Source organism: Demequina activiva, assembly GCF_016862815.1.
GTDB classification, from domain to species: domain Bacteria; phylum Actinomycetota; class Actinomycetes; order Actinomycetales; family Demequinaceae; genus Demequina; species Demequina activiva.
Map to the genome: position 1 here is coordinate 350,022 of NZ_BONR01000001.1, position 20,445 is coordinate 370,466.

Genomic DNA, 20,445 nt, shown 5'->3' on the forward strand with positions numbered 1-20,445 from the left:
TCGGGACGGCACAGGGAGCGTGCCTAGCGGCAAGGACCTTCTCACAACGCTCAAGGCACGGGCACCCGCATCGCAGACCGCGCCGCAATGCAGTCATTGCACTGACGCTGTGAACCGCGTGATCCGCGAGGCTCGTCGGTATCGCACGGCACCCGGCCGTCACGAAAACGAGGAGCACACCATGCCAACAGTCAGCACCGAGGACGGTACCGAGATCTTCTTCAAGGACTGGGGATCTGGACAGCCCATCATGTTCCATCACGGCTGGCCTCTGAGCTCAGACGACTGGGACGCGCAGCTGACTTTCTTCCTTCAGCACGGTTACCGAGTCGTCGCCCATGACCGCCGCGGGCATGGACGGTCCTCGCAGACCGCGGACGGGCACGACATGGACCACTACGCGGCCGATGCCGCCGCCGTCGTCGAGCATCTCGGCCTTGAGAACACCGTGCACGTCGGGCACTCCACTGGCGGAGGCGAGGTCGCGCGCTACGTCGCCCGTCATGGAGCCGGCCGGGTCGCCAAAGCCGTTCTGATTGGCGCGGTGCCGCCGCTGATGCTGCAGACCGACGCCAACCCAGGTGGGCTGCCGATGGAGGTGTTCGACGGCTTCCGCGAAGGCGTCGCGTCCCACCGATCACAGTTCTACCTCGACATCGCCTCGGGCCCCTTCTACGGGTTCAACCGCCCCGGTGCCAAGGTCTCCGAAGGGGTGGTCTGGAACTGGTGGCGCCAAGGCATGATGGGCGGCGCCCAGGCCCACTACGACGGGATCAAGGCGTTCTCAGAGACCGACTTCACCGAGGATCTGCAACAGATCAACGTGCCGACGCTGATCATGCACGGCGACGACGACCAGGTGGTGCCGATCGACGACTCGGCCAAGCTCGCGATCACGTTCCTCGAGCACGGCACCCTCACCGTGTACCCGGGCTTCTCGCACGGGATGGCCACTGTCAACGCCGATGTCATCAACCGAGATCTGCTCGATTTCATCCGCGCCTGACTCGATCACCGCTCGAGCCATCCGTCTGCCAGCAGCCCTGCATCCGCACGCGGCGCAAGAAACGAAGAGAAGGGATCCACAACATGTCCTCCACCACCATCGACCCCGATCAGCTCCCCACGACCATCCGTGCCTACCTCGTCGCGCACGCCAATGACGATGTGGAGGCAGCGATCCAAGTCTTTGCACCGGCGGCGGTCGTGAGCGACCAGGGCCAGACGTTCCGCGGCACCGAGGAGATCCGCCGCTTCCTTCGGGACGCGGGAGCGGAGTTCACCTACTCCACGCGGCTCATCGGCGCCGAGCGCATCGACGACGCACATTGGGTCGCGACGAACCGCCTCGAGGGCGACTTCCCGGGAGGTGTCGCCGAGCTCCACTACCGCTTCACCCTGGACGGAGACGCAGTCGCCGAACTCGCCATCGGCCCATGACCCGCGACACATCTCGCCGTCCCGCAGCACTCCGCTGCGGTGTCGAACCAGGCGGCTCGTCCGCCTCAAAACCGAAAGGAACTCAGCAATGTCAGAACTACTGAGCACCGAGCACCCGGTGCACGAGACGCACGACGAGGTGAGGAACGTCGTGCTGGTGCACGGCGCCTTCGCCGATGGATCGGGATGGCGGTCGGTCTACGACAACCTGACCGCACGCGGACTCCGTGTCACCATCGTGCAGAACCCGCTCACGTCCTTCGAGGACGACGTCGCTGCCACCAACCGAGTGCTCGCTCGTCAAGACGGACCCACGATCCTCGTGGGCCACTCGTGGGGCGGGACGGTGATTACCGAAGCAGGAGTCGATGACAAGGTGGCCGGACTCGTGTACGTGGCCGCCCTCGCCCCGGATAGCGGCGAGACCACCGCCCAGCAGTACGAGGGCTTCGCGGCCACCCCCGACTTCGTGATCGACGTGGGCGACGACGGCTTCGGATTCCTGAACCACGAGAAGTTCAAGCGCGGCTTCGCCGCGGATCTGGACGACCGCACCGCTGAGTTCCTGCGTGACACCCAGGTGCCGATCAACATGTCGGCATTCTCCGCGGGCGTCAGCCACGCAGCATGGCGCGACAAGCCCAGCTGGGCCGTGATCGGCACCGATGACAAAGCCTTCGACCAGGCCATGCTTCAGCACATGGCTCAGCGGGCAGGCTCGCAGGTCACCACGGTTCCCGGCAGCCACGCGGTGTACGTCAGTCAGGCCGATGTGGTCGCGGACGTAATCGCCACGGCCGCCAGCAAGGCGCTGGTCGGCGCTCGTTGACGCTACAGAAGACGCCGGTGGGGTGCTGGCTCGGCTCGGCAGCCGAGCCAGCACCCTGCGAAGGAGACCACTCGTGACAAGCGGACTGTTTCATGTGCCCCTGTGGATCGAGCTCGTCGCGGCGGCCACAGGGGGCATCCAAGGAGCTCTCTTCGCGGCGGGGATCCGCGACCGCCGCATCGACGTTCTCGGAGTCGTCGCGATCGGCCTCACCGTGGCATTGGGCGGCAGCCTCATGAGGGACGTCGTCCTCGACCAACTCCCGGTCGTGGTGTCGAGCGAGTGGTACCTGCTGGTGGCAGCGGCCGCCTCGTTGCTGGGAATGGCATTGCAGTCGGTTCTGACTCGGACCGAATGGCTCATCTCGCTGCTCGACGCGGCCGTCATGGGCATCTTCGGTGCGATTGGCGCGTCCAAGGCCGTCGCATACGGGGCCGGGAGCCTCGGGGCAGTCCTCGTGGGAGTGGTGGCAGCCGTCGGCGGTGGCGTCCTTCGCGACCTCATGGCCAACAGACCCATCTCGATCATTCATGTCGGCACGTTGAACGCGGCCGCTGCGGGCATCGGCGCATCGATGCTCGTCCTCCTCCTCCGCATCGACGTCCCGGTCGGAATCGCGGGGCCGATCTCCGCCGTGGCGACGGCGCTGCTGAGGATCGCTGCCGTGCACCTGGGGTGGATGTTCCCGGAGCAGGGGCCCCTCAGCTTGGGCCGTGCGCAACTCCGGAGGGATCGCCGCGCCACGGGTGAAGGGGGCCAACTGGATGACCATCCCCGCGAGTTCCCTCGTCCGCCCCTTCGGACTCGCGCTCGTCGTCGCCTTCAACTCCGGCAACGGGGCGTGTTCACGTGGAAGCGACACTACGGCACTGAGCCCCGCCGTCGCCGCAGCCTCGATTCCGGCAGCTGAGGCCGGCGCGCGCGACTGCGCACAGGAAGGATTCCCCGGGGGCCGCAGACGAGTCCGAGTTGTCGCGCAGGCGCGCTCGTCCATCCATGTCAGCGCGCAGGCAAACGCCGGCGCCGTGGAGCAGCTGGATGGGCTGTGCATGCCTAGCCGACAAGGAGGACTCAGGGCTCTGCGACCTCTACCCGCGCCTGGTCAGACGTTGAAGCGGAGCTCCACCACGTTCCGCAGCCGAACAACTTCTCGGCACCCGCTGCTTGCCGCGCTGACCTTCCGCCAGCTGGGCTGCTGCGGCGGGTCAAGCCACGCGCTCGACCCTGAGGTTTGGACCGCTGTCCGCAGTTCGAAGCCTCAGCGCGCCGAACCCGCGTGGTCGAGGCTCGACTACCCAGCGGCCAGCGCAGAGACAGCCAAGCCACCTGCGGGCCTCGTCCGAGCTGAGCCGGGAACCGCGCAATTCTTGGCGGTCACACGACTCCCACCCGCGGCCGCGCACGCAAACCCACGCAGTGTCGTCGTCCTCAAGCGCCACCGAGACCTCGACCGCGCCGCCAACAGAACGGCAAGGCCGCGCAGGCATCGCATCTACTCCTGCGGCCGGCATCACGCGGCTGCTGACCAGTGCTTCGACGCCCAAGGCGGTCACCATGATGTCAAAGCTCAGCCGACGAGCAGCAGTCAACTCCTCGTCTCGCGAATCCATACGCCCGAGCGTGATGCGGGTCTCCACCCTCAGAGACACGCCCAGGACTGCATGGTGCCTGCTCAAGCCCGACAGGGTCGCTAGCGTCTCGTTGTACTGGGCTCCGAAACGCTCAAACAGACTGGGGTGATCATGCGCTGGGGATGGATTGCTGCCGCGATCGGCTCGCTTGTCGGCGGGTTCACCGCTCTCACCCGACTCTCGGCGTACACATGCCTCGCAAGAACAACGCCGAGCGGCGAGCCCCCGCATTGTGGCCTAGCGCTTGCCGACATCGTGGGCATGGCGTTCGTGGTGGGAGCAACTCTCGCGCTGTGCAGCTACTCGGTCTATCGCGCAGTACGCAAGACGCCCTAGCGCCCTAGCGCCCTAGCGCACCCGGCGCGTGCCAACAGGCCCGACCGCAGCTGACGCCCCGGCGTTGCACCGCCCTCGTCCCCGGCTCCGTGGGCGAGGCGGGAGGTCGCCGCACGCAACTCCTGCTCAGCGTTGAACCTGAACTCCACCACGTCCCGTAGCCGAACGACGTGTGAGCGCCGTCCGGCCCGGACCATACGGACCGGGCCGGAGGTGATTCATGCGCGCTCGATGGGGAACCACAACTCGCACGTCGCTGTACTGAAGTCCTGCGCGCGATCGAGAACTGCGACGATCGACGGCCCAGGTCGCAGCCGCCACGGGTTGGACGGGAACCACTCCGTCGCCGATGCGGCGTAGGCGGACTGCAGCGCCGCCGGGTAGGAGCCGGAGGTGCGGAACACCACCCACGGCCCTGCGGCGACCGCGATCTCGTCGAGGTCGGTCGGCACCTCGAAGTCGGCATCGACCGCGACGCCATGGAGGTAGGTCAGCTCGCTTCCCTCGGTGGAGTCGGGGTCCACGTCCGCGCTCACCTGCAGCAGGCCTCGAGGCTGCCCGCTGCTCATCGCCTTGAGACGGGCATGCGCCTCGATGGGCAGCGAGGCGATGTGCTGCTGGATGTGCGGGTTGACGCCCTCGTGGATCAGCGGCACGCGCGCGGCGTGACCGATGAGGCGGAACATGGGCTTCTCGATGATTCGGGCTTCCATGGCGGAGCTCCCTTCGACGGTCAGGCGGAACCTGAGAATGGGTTGGGGTCGAAGGGGACCACCGTCGCGGCGAACGTCTCCGTGGCTCGCTCCGTGCACGGACCGAAATGCCCGACCGAACGCCTCGACCGACGAGTATCCGTAGCGCACCGCGATCGTGAGGAGATCCTCGCCGTCGATCACGTCCGACGCCGCAACGGTCATGCGACGACGGCGCACGTACTCCGATACGGGCATGCCCGCCAAAGACGAGAACATGCGCCGGAGATGATAACCCGTCGTGCCGAGGCCACCGGCGACAACATCGATGTCGACCTGACCGCCCGAGCTGAGTTCGATCTCGTCGACCAGCCGATTGAGCACCTCGATCATGGCTACCCCCTTCGGAGTCCACCTTCGCCAGTCAGCCGACTGTCGCGCCCGATCATCCATGTCCGATTCTGTCGGCTCGACGACAGGGGTCACGGCTCGCCAACAAACGCGAGACCCCGCCGCTCACTCGGAGCAGCAGGGTCTCGGCGGCAGCTCGAGGCTAAACGTTGAAGCGGAACTCCACCACGTCGCCGTCGTGCATGACGTAGTCCTTGCCCTCCATGCGCACCTTGCCTGCGGCCTTGGCATCGGCCATAGAGCCGTGCTCCATGAGGTCATCGAACCCCACCACCTCGGCTTTGATGAAGCCCTTCTCGAAGTCGGTGTGGATGACTCCTGCGGCTTGCGGCGCCGTCCATCCCTTGCGGATGGTCCAGGCGCGCGACTCCTTGGGGCCAGCGGTCAGGTAGGTCTGCAGGCCCAGCGTGTCGAAGCCGATGTGCGCGAGCTGCGACAGTCCGGACTCGGTCTGGCCGGTGGACTCGAGCATCTCGCGTGCCTCGTCCTCGTCGAGCTCGATCAGCTCGGACTCGAACTTCGCATCGAGGAAGATGGCCTTCGCGGGGGCGACCAGCGCCTCGAGCTGAGCCTTCTTCTCCTCGTCCAGCAGACCGGCATCGTCAGTGTTGAACACGTAGATGAACGGCTTGGTGGTCAGCAGGTTCAGCTCGCGCAGCTGGTCCGTGTCGATCCCGGCGGCCTGGGCGCCGGCGAACAGTGTCTGGCCGGCCTCGAGCACCTCCTTGGCCTGCTCGACGGCCGCGAGCTGCTCGGGTGAGCCCTTCTTGATCTTCACTTCCTTCTCGAGCCGCGGCAGCACCTTCTCGATGGTCTGCAGGTCCGCGAGGATCAGCTCGGTGGAGATGGTTTCGAGATCGCCGGCCTCGTCGGTGGAGCCGTCCACGCGGGTGACGTCCGCGTCGTCGAACGCTCGCGTCACCTGGCAGATCGCATCGGCCTCACGGATGTTTGCGAGGAACGCGTTGCCCAGCCCCTCGCCCTCAGAGGCGCCCTTGACGATGCCGGCGATGTCCACGAAGGACACGGTCGCAGGAACGGTCTTCTCCGAGGAGAACACCTCGGCGAGCCTGCCCAGGCGCGCATCGGGCAGCGGGACCACGCCCACGTTGGGCTCGATGGTCGCGAACGGATAGTTCGCGGCGAGCACCTCCGCGCGTGTCAGAGCGTTGAACAGGGTGGACTTGCCCACGTTGGGCAGTCCGACGATTCCGATAGTGAGAGCCACGGTCGACAAGTGTAGTTGGCGCTTCGCCGTCGACACTACGAACCACGATCGACTGCGACACACCGGTGCGCGGCCTGAGGCGGTGCCGTGGAGCGGCGTGTCGCGCGTGGGTTGGTTCGCGCTGTCGGTCCGGCGGGAGGGGCGAACGCGTCCGGACCGATGCGCGGATGGCCTGGTCGGCCCGCTCCCCCAGGCGTAGTGTCGGGGCATGAGCGAACTCGGATCGATCTTCAATCCCGGCGAGGCCGAGATGGCGCAGCACCTTCAGTCGGAGAAGATCCTTCCTGCGCCAGCGCCGGTGGCCGCCGACCCGCCCTTCGATGACGAGGGTGAGGCCATCATCCCGGTGATCCCAGGAGCGATCGGCTGGGCACTGCCGCCCCAGCCGCCCGCCATTCGCCGCCCCGAGGACCTCGAGGACGCGCCCGACCCCGAGGACGCCTCCCGCACGTCGTAGCACCAACCCGAACGCGCATCGGCCCTGCGCCTCCCTCAGCGGAGACAGCCGGGCCGATGCGTCAACGGGGCCGCGCCGGGTGGCTCAAACCGCCCAGTCCAGGCCGGAGCCGGGGATCGCGTCGAGCAGGCGCTGCGTATAGGCCTGCTGCGGATTGGCGAAGACCTCGTCGGTAGCGCCCGCCTCGACGATCTTCCCCTGCTCCATCACAGCGACCTCGTCCGCGATCACGCGCACCACCGCGAGGTCGTGAGTGATGAACAGATAGGTGAGTCCCAGCTCGGTCTGCAGGTCAGCGAGCAGCTGCAGCACCTGCGCCTGCACCAGCACGTCGAGCGCGGAGACGGCCTCGTCGAGCACCACCACCTCCGGCTTGAGCGCGAGCGCGCGGGCGATCGCCACGCGCTGGCGCTGCCCGCCGGACAGCTCGTTGGGATAGCGATGCGCGATCGCGCCCGGCAGCGAGACCTGGTCGAGCAGCTCCTCGACGCGAGCGGTGCGGCTCTTGGCGTCACCCACCTTGTGGACCTTGAGCGGTTCGCCGATGATCGCGCCGATGGAGCGCTGCGGGTCGAGGGACGCATACGGGTCCTGGAACACCGGCTGCATGCGCCGGCGCACGTCGAACAGCTCCTTGCCCTGAGCCTTGTCGAGCCGCGTCCCGCCCACCGTGATCTCGCCGCTCGTCGGCGTCTCGAGGCCCAGGATCATCCGCGCGACCGTGGTCTTGCCGGATCCGGACTCGCCCACGAGCGCCATCGTGGTGCCCTTGTGGACCTCGAAGGACACGTTGTCGACCGCCGTGAGGTCCTCGGACTTGAAGCCGCCGCGGCGAATCGAGAACACCTTGGTGAGGTCCTCGACCTTGACGACCGCTCCGCCCGCGTGGGCCTCGGCCTCCTCGTGGCGGTCCTTCGCGATCGACGCGAGCTCGATCACGCCCTCGTCCTTGGCGTCCTCCGACACGGTGGCGCCGATGCGCTGCGAGGCGATCGACGGTGCGGCCGCGAGCAGGCGACGGGTGTACGGGTGCTGCGGGTCCGTGAGGATGGCGCGGCTGGGCCCCGCCTCCACGATCTTGCCCTGGTGCATCACGATGACCTTCGAGGCCCGCTCGGCTGCGAGGCCCAGATCATGGGTGATCAGCAGCACGGCGGTGTTGCGGGCACGGGTGAGGTTCTCGATGTGGTCGAGGATGGTCTTCTGCACGGTCACGTCGAGCGCCGAGGTGGGCTCGTCCGCGATCAGCAGCTTGGGGTTCGCGCCCAGCCCGATGCCGATGAGCACGCGCTGGCGCATGCCGCCGGAGAACTGGTGCGGGAACTGCTTCATGCGGCGCTCCGCGTCGGACAGTCCCGCCTGCTGCAGCACCTCGATGGCCCGCGCCTCGACCTCCTTGCGGCCCTTCGCGAGTCCGTTCGCCTTGATGGCCTCGCGGACCTGGAAGCCCACGGACCACACCGGGTTGAGGTTGGACATCGGGTCCTGGGGAACATAGCCGATCACGTGGCCACGCACGGCCGCCATCTGCCTCTGGCCCAGCTTCGAGATGTCCTTGTCCTCGATGAGGACCTGGCCGCCGGAGATGCGCCCGTTGCCCGGCAGGAGGTTCATCAGCGCGGTGGCCGTGGTGGACTTGCCCGAGCCGGACTCGCCCACGATCGCCACGGTCTCGCCCGGGTAGATGTCGAAGTTGACGCCGCGCACGGCGTGCACGTCGCCGCCCTGAGTCCTGAACGAGACCTCGAGGTCCTTGACCTGGACCAGCGGCTTGTTCGGGTCCAGCTCGTGCGGCTGCTCGTCGATCGAGGTGGTGATCACGTCGGTGGTCATCGGCGGGCCCTCGCCTTCGGGTCAAGCGCATCTCTGAGCAGCTCTCCCAGGATCGTGAAGGCGAGCACGGTGATGATCAGCGCAAGTGACGGGTAGATGAGGGGCAGCGGATCGGTGCGCACCGTGATGCTCGCCTGTGAGATCTCGTTGCCCCAGGACATGATCGAGTTCGGAAGGCCGATGCCGAGGAAGCTCAGCGTCGCCTCCGCGACGATCGCCGCGCCGAGCGCGAGAGTCAGGTAGGCGATCGCAGGAGTGATCGAGTTGGGCAGCACGTGGTTGATCAGCGTGCCCATCCGGGACCGTCCCAGCGAGGTCGATGCCTGCACGTACTCCTGCTGCTTGACCTGGAGCACCTCGGCACGCACGATGCGCGCCAGAGTGGCCCACGCGAAGCCTCCGATGGCGACCGAGATCACCCAGACGTTGCGATAGTCGGACAGCACCGTCATGACCACGACCGCCGCCAGGAAGTACGGCAGCGAGAAGAAGATGTCGCCGATCCGCGACAGCAGCGAGTCGACCCAGCCGCCGAAGAAGCCGGCGATGGCGCCCATGGGCACACCGAGGATCGCCGTGATCGCGACGGTGATGAGGCCCACCGACAGGGACGTCGAGGCGCCGTAGACGATGCGCGCCCAGATGTCCTGGCCCTGGCGGGTGAAGCCGAGGGGGTGGCCCGGTTCGGCCGGTCCGTTGGACTTGGACAGATCCGCCGAGTCCGTGGCGTAGGGATCGATGTCGGTGAACCACGAGGGGAACACGGACATCGCGACGATGAAGATCACGATGACGAGCGCCACGTAGAACAGCGGACGCCTGCGCAGGTCGCGCCAGGCGTCGAGCCACAGCGTGGACTTGCGCTCGGAGAGCTTGACCTGGTCGATCTCGGTCTGGTCCGACTCCTCGATGGGAGCGACGTAGTGCGGGTTCTTGTCAGACATAGCGGATCCTCGGGTCCAGGACGGCGTAGAGCAGGTCCACCAGGATGTTCACGATGATGTACATCACCGTGAGGATCGTCACGAAGGACACGATCGTGGGGCCCTGGCCGCCGATGATCGCGTCGTAGAGCACCTTGCCGATGCCGGGGATGTTGAAGATGCCCTCGGTCACCGTGGTGCCGGCGATCAGCGCGCCGAAGCTCGCAGCGGTGTTGGTGATCACCGGGATGAGCGAGTTGCGCGCCACGTGGACGGGTGTCACACGACGCGAGGTGAGGCCCTTCGCGTACGCGGTCCGGACGTAGTCGGCTCCGCGCGACTCGATCACCGAGCCACGCATGAGTCGCATGCCCACCACGTACAGCGTCAGCGCGATGGTGAGCGCTGGCAGCCACATGGTGGACCACGTGGCGTTCGCGCCCACGGTGACGGGCGCCCACCCCAGCCCCAGCGCGATGAAGTACTGCGCGAAGAACATCGCGACGAACGCCGGGATGGAGTTCAGCACCAGCGCGACCACCAGGTTGAACTGGTCGCTGAGCTTGCCGGCGCGCAGGCCCGAGATGAGGCCCAGCACCGCCGCGAGCACGAACTCGAAGATCACGGCCATGGTCACGAGCATGAGGGTCACGGGGAACGCGTCGGCGAACACCTCGTTGACCGAGCGCCCGGAGAAGGTCACGCCGAGATTGCCGGTGAAGAGATCGCGCATGTACAGCAGGTACTGCACGATGAACGGCTCGTCGAGGTTGTACTGCTCGACCAGCGAGTTGTACACCGCCTCGTTCGGCGTGCGGTCGCCGAACAGCGCGAGGATGGGGTCTCCCGGCATCGAGAAGACCATGAAGTACAGGAGGAACGTGGTCCCGAAGAACACGGGGATCGCCTGCAGCAGGCGGCGGAGGATATACCTCAGCATCGGGCCTCCCCGGATGCGGGATGTGACGTTGACATATGGATAGCCATCCTAATGCGCTCCGCCTGAGCCACGCGCCTCGTGAGCGCGCGCACGGTCGGGAGCCGCTCCAGGGCGCGATCGGCGCTGGAGAAGACGGGAGCATCGGGCGACGCCGATGCGTGGGGGTGGGCGGACGGACGAGGGCCCGCCTCGCTCAGTGGCGAGGCGGGCCCTCGGGGTACCGCTTAGTTCTTGGTGATCTCGTAGTAGATCGGCACCGAGTTCCAGCCGAACACGACGTTCGACACGGCCTCGGAGTAGCCGCCGTTCACGTTCGAGTACCACAGCGGGATGGCGGGGAGGTCCTGAAGCAGAATCTCCTGAGCCTGCTGCAGCAGGTCGTTGCGGGTGGGTCCGTCCTCAGTCGAGATGCCCTCCTCGAGCAGAGCGTCGAACTCGGGGTTCGAGTAGTCACCGTCGTTCGAGCCGGCGTTGGTGGCGTACAGCGGGCCCAGGAAGTTGTACAGACCCGGGTAGTCCGCCTGCCAGCCGGTGCGGAAGGCGCTCTCGATGACGTCGGTGGTGACGTCCTCGCGGAGCTCGGCGAACGTGGCGTAGGGGTAGCCCTCCGCCTCGATGCCCAGCGTGGAGCGGATCGAGTTCACGGTCGCGTCGACCCATGCCTGGTGGCCACCGTCGGCGTTGTACGCCAGCTGGAAGGTACCGGTCCAGGGGTTGATCTCGTCGGCCTGCGCCCACAGGTCGGCCGCGAGCTCGGCGTCGTAGCTGAGGACGTCCGCGCCCTCGAGCGAGTCGGTCCAGCCGTCGACCACCGGGGAGGTGAAGTCGGAGGCGGGGGTGCGGGTGCCCTGGAAGATCACGTCGGTGATCTCCTCACGGTTGATCGCGAGCGACATCGCCTGGCGACGCAGCTGACCCTCCTCGTCCATGCCGAAGTGCTCGAGGCGCTCCGGGATGGTGAAGGACTGGAAGATCGCGGCGGGCTGGTTGACCGCACGGTCACCGAGCTCCTCCTCGTACACGGCGAGCGCCGAGTCGGGGATGCCGTCGATCACGTCGACGTTGCCGCCCAGGAGGTCGGCGTACGCGGCGTCCTGCGTGGCGTAGAACGTGATGGTCAGGCCACCGTTCTGCGGGGTGCGGGTACCGGCGTAGTCAGGGTTGGTGACCAGCTCGATCTGGACGTCGTTCTGCCAGGCGTCCTCGCCGGCGAGCATGTACTGGCCGTTGCCGATCGGGTTCTGGCCGAAGGTCTCGGGGTCCTCGAAGAAGGCCTCGGGCAGCGGGTAGAACGCCGAGTAGCCCAGGCGCTGCGCGAAGTCGGCAGCAGGCTTGTTGAGCGCGATCGTGAAGGTCAGGTCATCGACCACCTCGAGGCCGGACATGGCCTCGACGGGCTCGTCCCAGGAGAAGCCCTCGATGTCCTCGAAGAAGTAGGAGTTGTAGTACGCGTTGTCGAGGTTCGCGGTGTAGTTCCACGCGTCGACGAACGAGTTCGCGGTGACCGGGGTGCCGTCCGTGAAGGTCCAGCCGTCCTGAAGGGTGACGGTGAGGTTCTGCGGGTCCTCGACGACGATGTCTGCGGCGACCTCGTTGCTCGCGGCGCCCTCGGCGTCGTACGAGACGAGTCCCGCGAAGATGGCGTCGATGATCTTGCCGCCGCCGGTCTCGTTGGTGTTGCCCGGGATCAGCGGGTTCTGCGGCTCGGAGCCGTTGGTGCGGATGATGGCGTCAGCGTTCGACTCTGCGGGAGTGTCGGTGCCCGAGGCCTCCGGGTCTGCGCCGCCGTCGTCCGACGAGCAGCCGACGAGGACGAGGCTCGCAGCGCTCAGCGCGGCCACACCCCCGAGGATCTTCTTGTTGATCTTCACTATTCCTCCTTGCGCCCGTGATGCGGGCTTGGGATTGCACCGGCTCGGGGTTTCGAACCGACGACTTGCACCTGACAGGTGAGCCAGGAAACTCCGACAGGATAAGGCGACGAATGTTTCAGGCGTGTCTCGCGGGCTCAGACAGCGCCTCGTTGTGTCCGAATTGTGACTGAATCGGGCACATATGTGGGATACGTCACACTCTGAGCATGCACCGTGGCGGTTCTTTGTGCGCGCCGACAATCCGGCGGCATGTCGGAGCCGTGCGCCAGGATGGTGCGCATGATCGAAGCACTCATCGCCATCGTGGCCCTCCTGCTCGGCCTGGCCGCCGGCTTCGTGCTCGGCAGGCGATCGGCTGGCGGCGCGGAGCTCGCCGCCGCGAAGGCCCGCATCGAGTCGCTGCGCGAGCGCCTCGAGCTCGAGGCGGCGGCCGCCGGCGAGCGCGAGCGGCGCCTCAGGGACGAGCACGAGCGGTACGTCGCGCAGGTGCGTGGGGACCAGGACCGTCTGCTCCAGCAGTTCAAGGCGCTGAGCGCCGATGCGCTGGCGGCCAACCAGGAGGCCTTCCTCCAGGTGGCGAACGAGCGCCTCGCACGGGCGCAGGCGAGCGGTCAGGAGGAGCTCGCGAAGCGCGAGGAGGCGGTGCGGCAGCTGGTGGAGCCGATGCGCACCGCGCTCGAGCAGGTGCAGCGTCAGACCACGGAGGCGGACCGCTCGAGGGCGGCGGGCCAGGCGGCGATGTCGGAGCAGGTGCGGCAGATGGTCGAGGCCGCCGCGCGGCTGGACCGCAAGACGTCCGACTTCATCAACACCCTGCGCCGCTCGGACGTGCGCGGCAACTGGGGCGAGGTGCAGCTGCGGCGCGTGGTCGAGCTCGCGGGGATGGTGCAGCACGTCGACTTCGAGGAGCAGGAGAACGTGACCGACGGCGAGGGCCGCAACCTGCGCCCCGACATGACGGTCAGGCTCGCGGGCGGCCGCACCATCGTCGTGGACTCGAAGGTGGCGCTGTCCGCCCTTCTCGAGGCGTTCGAGACCGACGACGAGTCGGTGCGCGCGGAGCGACTGCTCGCCCACGCGCGGCACGTGAAGCGTCATGTCGACGATCTCGCGGGCAAGAGGTACTGGGAGCAGTTCGACTCCGCGCCCGAGTTCGTGGTGATGTTCGTGCCGTCGGAGGCGTTCTATCAGTCGGCGATCGAGCAGGATCCGGCGCTGCAGGAGTACGCGTTCGCGAAGCGTGTGGTGATCGCGACTCCCACCACGCTGGTCGCGATGCTGCGCACGGTCGCGCACGCGTGGAAGGAGGACGCCCTCGCGAAGAACGCCCAGCAGGTGCTCTCGACCGGCAAGGAGCTCTACGACCGGCTGTCGACCATGGGCAGCCATCTGGCGCGGGTGGGCAAGGCCATCGAGTCCGCAGGCAAGGCCTACAACGACACGGTCGCGTCGCTCGAGTCGCGCGTGCTCGTGAGCGCACGGAGGTTCGGGCAGATGCAGCAGATCGAGGCCGAGCTCGAGGACTCGCGTCAGGTCGAGACGGACGTGCGGACCCTGGCCGCGCCCGAGCTGACGGCGCCGGAGCAGACCCAGAGTTGACCGGTGGCGCGCAGGGACGCGTCGCTCTCGACACTGAAGGACCGATGGGGCGCTCAGGTGAGCGCGACGCGCGTCAGGAGGCGGCGCGGGCCTTCATGTCCGCACGGATCTCGCGCGGCAGCGAGAACATGAGGTCCTCCGTGGCCGTGCGGACCTCCTCCACGGTCTCGTAGCCGCGCTCGGCGAGATAGCCGATCACGTCCTTCACGAGGATCTCCGGCACCGAGGCACCAGAGGTGAGGCCCACGGTCTCGACGCCCTCGAACCAGGACTCGTCGATCTCCTTGTACGTGTCCACACGGTAGGAGGACGTGGCTCCGGCCTGGAGCGCGACCTCCACGAGCCGCACCGAGTTCGAGGAGTTCGCCGAGCCCACCACGATCACCAGATCGCACTCGGGCGCCAGCTTCTTCACCGCCACTTGACGGTTCTGGGTGGCGTAGCAGATGTCGTCGCTCGGGGGATCCTGCAGATTCGGGAAGCGCTCGCGCAGCCGACGCACGGTGTCCATGGTCTCGTCCACGGACAGCGTGGTCTGCGACAGCCACACCACGTTGTCGGGATCCGGCACCTCGACGCGGTCCGCCTCCTCGGGGGAGTTCACCACGATCGTGTGCTCGGGAGCCTCGCCAGCGGTGCCCTCGACCTCCTCGTGGCCGTCGTGGCCGATCAACAGGATGGTCTGCTCCGCCTTCGCGAACCGGACCGCCTCCTTGTGGACCTTGGTGACCAAGGGACACGTGGCATCGATCGCCAGCAGGCCTCGCGCATCGGCGCTCTGTCGCACCGCGGGCGAGACGCCATGCGCGGAGAACACCACACGTGCACCCTCGGGGACCTCGTCCGTCTCGTTGACGAAGATCGCGCCGCGCTCGGACAGCGTCTCCACCACGTACTTGTTGTGGACGATCTCCTTGCGCACGTAGATGGGGGCGCCGTGGAGCTCGAGGGCCTTCTCGACAGCGATGACTGCGCGGTCGACGCCGGCGCAGTAGCCACGGGGGGCGGCCAGAAGGACACGCTTGGTGGTGGTGGAAGGCATGGTCTCCATCCTACGTGGCACGCTTGGAGGCGTGATCGACGGCGAGTACTCCCCCGACAACGCACCAGGTGCGGCCGATGCTTCCCGCGGCACCGGCGCGCCGGCTCCGCTCCCGGAGCGCGCCTCCGACACGACGGCTGACCACCCCTGGCCCGTGCACCACCTCAGCGCGAAGATCGGCGACTACGTCCACCGCATGGGGCCGGTGTGGGTCGAGGGCCAGGTGCTGCGCCCGTCGCGGTGGAAGAACCTCGTGTTCTTCGACCTGCGCGACGCCTCCGAGAACAACACCCTGGGCGTGTCCGCCCCAGCACCGGTGCTGGACCGCATGGGAGCGGACCTCGACGACGGCTCGCGCGTGGTGGTCCACGCCCGGCCGCGATGGTGGTCGCGGGGCGGCCAGCTCAAGCTCGACGCCGCGGAGATCCGCCATGCCGGAGTGGGTGATCTGCTCGCGCGCATCGAGGCACTCAAGGAGGCGCTCGCCGCGGAGGGCCTGTTCGACCCCGAACGCAAGCGACCTCTGCCGCTCATCCCCCGCACCGTCGGGCTCGTGTGCGCGACGCAGGGCGACGCGGAGCACGACGTCGTCGTCAACGCCACCCAGCGCTGGCCCGCGGTGCGCTTCGAGATCCGGCGCGTCTCGGTGCAGGGCACCCACGCCGTGCGCGAGGTGACCGCGGCGTTGCGCGAGCTCGACGCCCTGCCCGAGGTCGACGTGATCGTGGTCGCCCGTGGCGGCGGCTCCTTCGAGGACCTCATCGCGTTCAGCGACGAGTCCCTGGTGCGCGCCGCCGCAGCGATCGAGACGCCGCTGGTGAGCGCGATCGGCCACGAGAAGGACTCCCCCGTTCTCGACCTCGTCGCCGACTACCGCGCCAGCACTCCCACCGACGCCGGCAAGCGCATCGTCCCCGATGCCGCGCAGGAGCGCGCCAACCTCGACCAGGCCCGTCGCGACATGCGGGCAGCCATCGAGTCCAGGCTCGATCGTGCGGCGCAGGGCCTCGAGCAGTTCCGCAGCCGTCCCGTGCTCGCCGCGCCTGAGCGCATGCTCGACCCGCATCGCGAGCAGCTGGGCCGCGCGCGCGAGGCAGCCGGTCGCGCGCTCGTGTCCGTGCTGAGCCACGCCGATGCGACCACCCGCGAGCTGGCCGCAAGCCTGCGCGCCCTCAGCCCGCAGGGCACGCTGGACCGGGGGTACGCCATCGTCAGGGACGCACACGGTGCCGTGGTGAGGCGCGCATCGGCCGTGTCGACGGACGATGCGCTGGGCATTCGCATCGCCGAGGGCGAGCTGGACGCCGTCGTGACGCAGTCGCGGCCGGCGCAGGCCTGAGCCTCTCGGCGCGCGCCAAGGAGGGAGGGCGGACCCCGCGGCCGTCCAACGCGAGCCCGAGGGCTCGAGCGCGGCACCCCTCAGTGAGGCCGCGGGGTCCGCTCCCGGCTCAGTGGCTCGTCGCGATGCCGAAGCGGCCGAGGACCTTGGAGGCGCCGCCCTTCGACGCCAGCCGGGCACGCGCCTCGCCGGCGTACTCCTTGTGGAGCTGACGAGCGAGCTTGGCGATGATCGAGTCCGGCACCTGCGGGTTCTCGATCAACGCGAAGACCACCTCCGGCGTCTTGTCGCCGGCGAGCTGGCGGTGGAGCTCGAGCGGGATGTCGACACGCGGGTTGCGGGCCACACCGGCTCGCACGGCCGGCGAGGGGTCCTGCGCCAGCTTGAGGAGGGTCGTCAGAGGCATCGCAGGACGCTCGGCGACCGCCGCGCGAATCTTGGCCTCCTCCGACCGTGCCAGGGTTGCCAGCTCGTGGTCCGAGAGGTTGGGGTCGAGCGCCTGCTGGACGCTCGCCAGCGCCGTCTGGCGCGAGTAGTTCTCACTGAACATTGCTCATCACTCCATTGTGAAGATGGTTCATGCACTTGTACTGGATGAGAGTGCTCGGAGGCCTCACTATGACGCGATACCGTGTGGCATATGTCTCACACCGAGGACGTCCAGAACCTGACCTACGAGCAGGCACGGGACGAGCTGATCGCCATCGTCGCGAAGCTCGAGGCCGGCAGTGCCACGCTCGACGAGTCGCTCGGGCTGTGGGAGCGCGGCGAAGCGCTCGGAGCCCGCTGCCAGGAGCTGCTCGAGGGCGCGCGCGAGCGCATCACCGAGGCGCGCGGCGAGGACGACGGTGACGACGAGCTCGATCCCGCAGCGGACGCTGGCGTCGTCGCGGTGATTCCCGCCGAGGAGGACGACGAATGAGCGACACTGCACTGGTGATCGGCGAAGCGCTGGTCGACGTGGTGCGCCGCACCGACGGGAGCGTGGAGGTGCACCCTGGCGGCTCGCCCGCGAACGTGGCGATCGGGCTGGGACGCCTGGGCCGCGACGTCGAGCTGCTGACGTGGCTGGGCGATGATGCGCACGGCGACCAGGTGCGCGCCCACCTGGCGGGATCAGGAGTGACGCTGTCTCCCGGCTCTTCCTCAGCGCCGCGGACGTCCGTGGCCACTGCCACGCTGGACGCCACGGGCGCGGCCACCTACGACTTCGACCTCACCTGGGAGATCGCGGCGGGTGCGGCACCCGTCACTGCCCCGCTCGTGGCGCACACGGGCTCCATCGCCGCCGTGCTCGAGCCTGGCGGCGCGGACGTGGTGAGCCTGCTCGCCGGCGCTCGCTCGACGTCCACGATCACGTACGACCCCAACGCGCGTCCTGCGCTCATGGGCGACCCCGCGACCGCTCTCGCAGCCATCGAGACCGTCATCGATGTCGCGGACGTGGTGAAGGTCTCCGACGAGGACATCGAGTGGCTCACCGGCGGGGCCGGCGTGGACGGCATCGCGCGCTCGTGGGCCGCACGAGGGCCGGCGTTCGTGGTGGTCACCCGCGGCGGTGACGGCGCCACGGCGTTCATGGCGGACGGCCGTGAGCTGTCGATCGCGGCGCCGAGCGTGAGCGTCGCGGACACCGTGGGCGCAGGCGACTCCTTCATGGGTGGTCTGATCGACGGGCTGTGGGGAGCGGGCCTGCTGGGCGCCGGCCACCGTGACGCGCTGCATGGCATCGGCACCGATGTCCTCGAGGGAATCCTCGACCGCTGCGCCCGTATCGCCGCGATCACCGTGTCACGCCCGGGGGCGAACCCGCCGTCGAGTGCGGAGCTGGGCGAGGCCTGAGAGCCTCGCGCGCGGAGCGTGCCGCGACACGCTCCCGTGCGGGAGTGGCGCGCTGTCAGGCAGCGACGCTCGAGCGAGCGTCGCGCAGCGCCGCCGGCACGAAGGTGTTCGCCTCGAGCGCCGCACGCACGCTCGCATCCGCGTCGCGACCCAGCCGCCGCATGGTCGACACCGACACCGCCACCGCCTGGTTGCCGGCCACCGCAGCGCGCACGGCGGCCTCGGGGTCCGTCGACAGGTGGATGAGCACGCCGATGGGCGTCTCGCGGGCTGCGGCCAGGGCCGCTCGGACCGCGGTGTTGCGGGAGGCAGCGAGCTGGACGGCACGCTCGTGGCTGGGGTGAGCGAGGATCTCGCGCAGGGCGCGGCGGGACTGCGGCGTCCAAGGCTTGCGCGGTTCGTGCATCGTTGCTGATCCTTCGGGGTCTTTGTGAACGTTCTCGGATGGTGAGAGCGGACGCGCACGGCACTATGACGCGGTTTCGCCAACGTTCTCGAGGCGTGGTCGGACGCCACAGTCCTGCCACAATGTGAGGCATGACCGAGCAGAGCAACGACGCCACCCCCCAGTTCCGCATCGAGCACGACACCATGGGCGAGGTGCGGGTCCCCATCGACGCGCTCTACCGGGCGCAGACCCAGCGCGCTGTCGAGAACTTCCCGATCTCCGGCATCACGCTCGAGCGCCGCCACATCGAGGCGCTCGCACGCGTCAAGAAGGCCGCCGCGCGCGCCAACGCCGAGCTGGGCGTGCTGAGCCAGGACATCGCCGATGCCGTGGTCGCTGCCGCCGACGAGGTCGCCTCAGGTGCCCATGACGCCCACTTCCCCGTGGATGTGTTCCAGACCGGGTCCGGAACGTCCTCCAACATGAACACCAACGAGGTGATCGCGACCCTGGCGACCCGCGGCCTGGGCGAGGACGTCCACCCCAACGACCACGTCAACGCCTCCCAGTCCAGCAACGACGTGTTCCCCACCTCCGTGCACGTGGCAGCCACCTCCACCTTGGTGAACGACCTCCTCCCGCAGCTCGAGCGCCTCGCGCAGTCGCTGGAGGCCAAGTCCACCGAGTTCGCGGACGTCTACAAGTCCGGACGCACGCACCTGATGGACGCCACGCCCGTGACCTTGGGCCAGGAGTTCGGCGGCTATGCGGCCGCGATCCGCCACGGCATGGAGCGCCTCGATGCCGCACTGCCGCGTGTGGCCGAGGTGCCGCTGGGCGGCACGGCGGTGGGCACCGGGATCAACACCCCGGACGGCTTCCCGCAGCGCGTCATCGAGCTGCTCGCCGAGGACACCGGGCTGCCCATCACCGAGGCGCGGGACCACTTCGAGGCGCAGTCCGCGCGGGACGGCCTGGTCGAGGTGTCCGGTGCGCTCAAGACCATCGCGGTGTCGCTCACCAAGATCTGCAACGACCTGCGCTGGATGGGCTCCGGACCCAACACGGGGCTCGCCGAGATCGCGCTGCCGGACCTCCAGCCCGGCTCGTCGATCATGCCGGGCAAGGTCAACCCGGTGGTGCCCGAGGCGGTGCTGATGGTCTGCGCGCGCGTGGTGGGCAATGACGCCACGGTCGCGTGGGCGGGAGCCTCGGGAACCTTCGAGCTCAATGTCCAGATCCCGGTCATGGCACTGGGCGTGCTCGAGTCGATGCGACTGCTGGGCAACGCGGCCGAGGTGCTGGCGGCCCGCACCGTGGACGGCATCACGGCCAACGTCGACCGCGCCCGCCGCTACGCGGAGGCCTCCCCATCCATCGTGACGCCGCTGAACCGCGTGATCGGCTACGAGAATGCCGCGAAGATCGCCAAGTACGCCGTGAAGGAGGGCCTCACGGTCCGTGAGGCGACCATCGCGCTGGGCTTCGTCGAGCGCGGCGAGATCACGGAGGAGGAGCTCGATGCCCGCCTCGACGTGACCACGATGGTGGGCGACCGCTAGACGCCGGGGATCCGTGCGCCCAGCCTGCGGGCGACGCGACCCCGACAGCGAGTGCTGGGCCACCGTGGGGTGACCCAGC

General features: G+C 68.3%; 19 protein-coding genes. 10 read left to right on the forward strand and 9 right to left on the reverse strand.

The window, feature by feature from the left end:
• Positions 1-181 precede the first annotated feature (181 nt).
• From Dac01nite_RS01660 to Dac01nite_RS01675, 4 genes are all read left to right on the forward strand, one after another.
• Positions 182-1,006 (forward strand): alpha/beta fold hydrolase, encoded by an 825-nt coding sequence (locus tag Dac01nite_RS01660; RefSeq protein ID WP_203653732.1) that lies wholly within the window; start codon positions 182-184, stop codon positions 1,004-1,006.
• Positions 1,007-1,089: 83 nt separating this feature from the next.
• Entirely contained in the window at positions 1,090-1,440 is a 351-nt protein-coding gene (locus Dac01nite_RS01665; protein ID WP_203653038.1) for a nuclear transport factor 2 family protein, read from the forward strand.
• A gap of 88 nt (positions 1,441-1,528) precedes the next feature.
• Entirely contained in the window at positions 1,529-2,269 is a 741-nt protein-coding gene (locus tag Dac01nite_RS01670; RefSeq protein WP_203653039.1) for an alpha/beta fold hydrolase, read from the forward strand.
• A gap of 73 nt (positions 2,270-2,342) precedes the next feature.
• Positions 2,343-3,179: a trimeric intracellular cation channel family protein gene (locus tag Dac01nite_RS01675; protein WP_203653040.1), complete on the forward strand. Its 837-nt coding sequence runs from the start codon at positions 2,343-2,345 to the stop codon at positions 3,177-3,179.
• A gap of 1,275 nt (positions 3,180-4,454) precedes the next feature.
• On the opposite strand, the gene Dac01nite_RS01680 is transcribed toward Dac01nite_RS01675, so the two are convergent.
• Together Dac01nite_RS01680 and ychF are read right to left on the reverse strand one after the other, a co-directional pair.
• Entirely contained in the window at positions 4,455-5,321 is an 867-nt protein-coding gene (locus tag Dac01nite_RS01680; protein WP_203653733.1) for an AraC family transcriptional regulator, read from the reverse strand.
• A gap of 160 nt (positions 5,322-5,481) precedes the next feature.
• Positions 5,482-6,567, reverse strand: a complete 1,086-nt coding sequence (ychF, locus tag Dac01nite_RS01685) for a redox-regulated ATPase YchF (protein WP_203653041.1) — start codon at positions 6,565-6,567, stop codon at positions 5,482-5,484.
• A 208-nt stretch (positions 6,568-6,775) separates the two neighbouring features.
• Between ychF and Dac01nite_RS01690 the strand changes: the two genes are divergently transcribed.
• Complete coding sequence (locus tag Dac01nite_RS01690) at positions 6,776-7,024, forward strand: hypothetical protein (RefSeq protein ID WP_203653042.1); 249 nt, start codon at positions 6,776-6,778, stop codon at positions 7,022-7,024.
• Positions 7,025-7,108: 84 nt separating this feature from the next.
• On the opposite strand, the gene Dac01nite_RS01695 is transcribed toward Dac01nite_RS01690, so the two are convergent.
• The 4 genes from Dac01nite_RS01695 to Dac01nite_RS01710 form a co-directional block, all read right to left on the reverse strand.
• Entirely contained in the window at positions 7,109-8,857 is a 1,749-nt protein-coding gene (locus Dac01nite_RS01695) for an ABC transporter ATP-binding protein (RefSeq protein WP_203653043.1), read from the reverse strand.
• Complete coding sequence (locus Dac01nite_RS01700; protein WP_203653044.1) at positions 8,854-9,801, reverse strand: ABC transporter permease; 948 nt, start codon at positions 9,799-9,801, stop codon at positions 8,854-8,856. The genes Dac01nite_RS01695 and Dac01nite_RS01700 overlap by 4 nt, the downstream gene beginning before the upstream one ends.
• Complete coding sequence (locus Dac01nite_RS01705; protein WP_203653045.1) at positions 9,794-10,720, reverse strand: ABC transporter permease; 927 nt, start codon at positions 10,718-10,720, stop codon at positions 9,794-9,796. The genes Dac01nite_RS01700 and Dac01nite_RS01705 overlap by 8 nt, the downstream gene beginning before the upstream one ends.
• A gap of 224 nt (positions 10,721-10,944) precedes the next feature.
• Positions 10,945-12,591 (reverse strand): peptide ABC transporter substrate-binding protein, encoded by a 1,647-nt coding sequence (locus tag Dac01nite_RS01710; RefSeq protein ID WP_203653046.1) that lies wholly within the window; start codon positions 12,589-12,591, stop codon positions 10,945-10,947.
• Positions 12,592-12,873: 282 nt separating this feature from the next.
• On the opposite strand from Dac01nite_RS01710, the gene Dac01nite_RS01715 reads away from it, so the two are divergent.
• The gene (locus Dac01nite_RS01715) at positions 12,874-14,193 is read left to right on the forward strand and encodes a DNA recombination protein RmuC (protein ID WP_203653047.1); all 1,320 of its coding nucleotides are present in this window, start codon (positions 12,874-12,876) and stop codon (positions 14,191-14,193) included.
• Between the two features lie 73 nt (positions 14,194-14,266).
• On the opposite strand, the gene Dac01nite_RS01720 is transcribed toward Dac01nite_RS01715, so the two are convergent.
• Positions 14,267-15,244 carry a 4-hydroxy-3-methylbut-2-enyl diphosphate reductase gene (locus Dac01nite_RS01720; protein ID WP_203653048.1) on the reverse strand — a complete coding sequence of 326 codons (978 nt, stop codon included), beginning with the start codon at positions 15,242-15,244 and terminating at the stop codon, positions 14,267-14,269.
• Between the two features lie 22 nt (positions 15,245-15,266).
• Between Dac01nite_RS01720 and xseA the strand changes: the two genes are divergently transcribed.
• Positions 15,267-16,574, forward strand: a complete 1,308-nt coding sequence (xseA, locus tag Dac01nite_RS01725; protein WP_239066452.1) for an exodeoxyribonuclease VII large subunit — start codon at positions 15,267-15,269, stop codon at positions 16,572-16,574.
• A gap of 109 nt (positions 16,575-16,683) precedes the next feature.
• Here xseA and Dac01nite_RS01730 read toward each other — a convergent pair whose 3' ends face one another.
• A complete protein-coding gene (locus Dac01nite_RS01730) occupies positions 16,684-17,124 on the reverse strand; it encodes a hypothetical protein (RefSeq protein WP_203653050.1) in 441 nt (146 codons plus the stop codon).
• Positions 17,125-17,214: 90 nt separating this feature from the next.
• On the opposite strand from Dac01nite_RS01730, the gene Dac01nite_RS01735 reads away from it, so the two are divergent.
• Positions 17,215-17,496 carry an exodeoxyribonuclease VII small subunit gene (locus Dac01nite_RS01735; protein ID WP_203653051.1) on the forward strand — a complete coding sequence of 94 codons (282 nt, stop codon included), beginning with the start codon at positions 17,215-17,217 and terminating at the stop codon, positions 17,494-17,496.
• On the forward strand, positions 17,493-18,416 hold the full coding sequence (locus Dac01nite_RS01740; protein WP_203653052.1) for a carbohydrate kinase family protein: 924 nt from the start codon (positions 17,493-17,495) through the stop codon (positions 18,414-18,416). The genes Dac01nite_RS01735 and Dac01nite_RS01740 overlap by 4 nt, the downstream gene beginning before the upstream one ends.
• A gap of 55 nt (positions 18,417-18,471) precedes the next feature.
• Here Dac01nite_RS01740 and Dac01nite_RS01745 read toward each other — a convergent pair whose 3' ends face one another.
• Positions 18,472-18,822: a hypothetical protein gene (locus tag Dac01nite_RS01745; protein WP_203653053.1), complete on the reverse strand. Its 351-nt coding sequence runs from the start codon at positions 18,820-18,822 to the stop codon at positions 18,472-18,474.
• A 131-nt stretch (positions 18,823-18,953) separates the two neighbouring features.
• Here Dac01nite_RS01745 and Dac01nite_RS01750 point away from each other — a divergent pair, with 131 nt between their 5' ends.
• A complete protein-coding gene (locus Dac01nite_RS01750; protein WP_203653054.1) occupies positions 18,954-20,366 on the forward strand; it encodes a class II fumarate hydratase in 1,413 nt (470 codons plus the stop codon).
• Positions 20,367-20,445 lie beyond the last annotated feature (79 nt).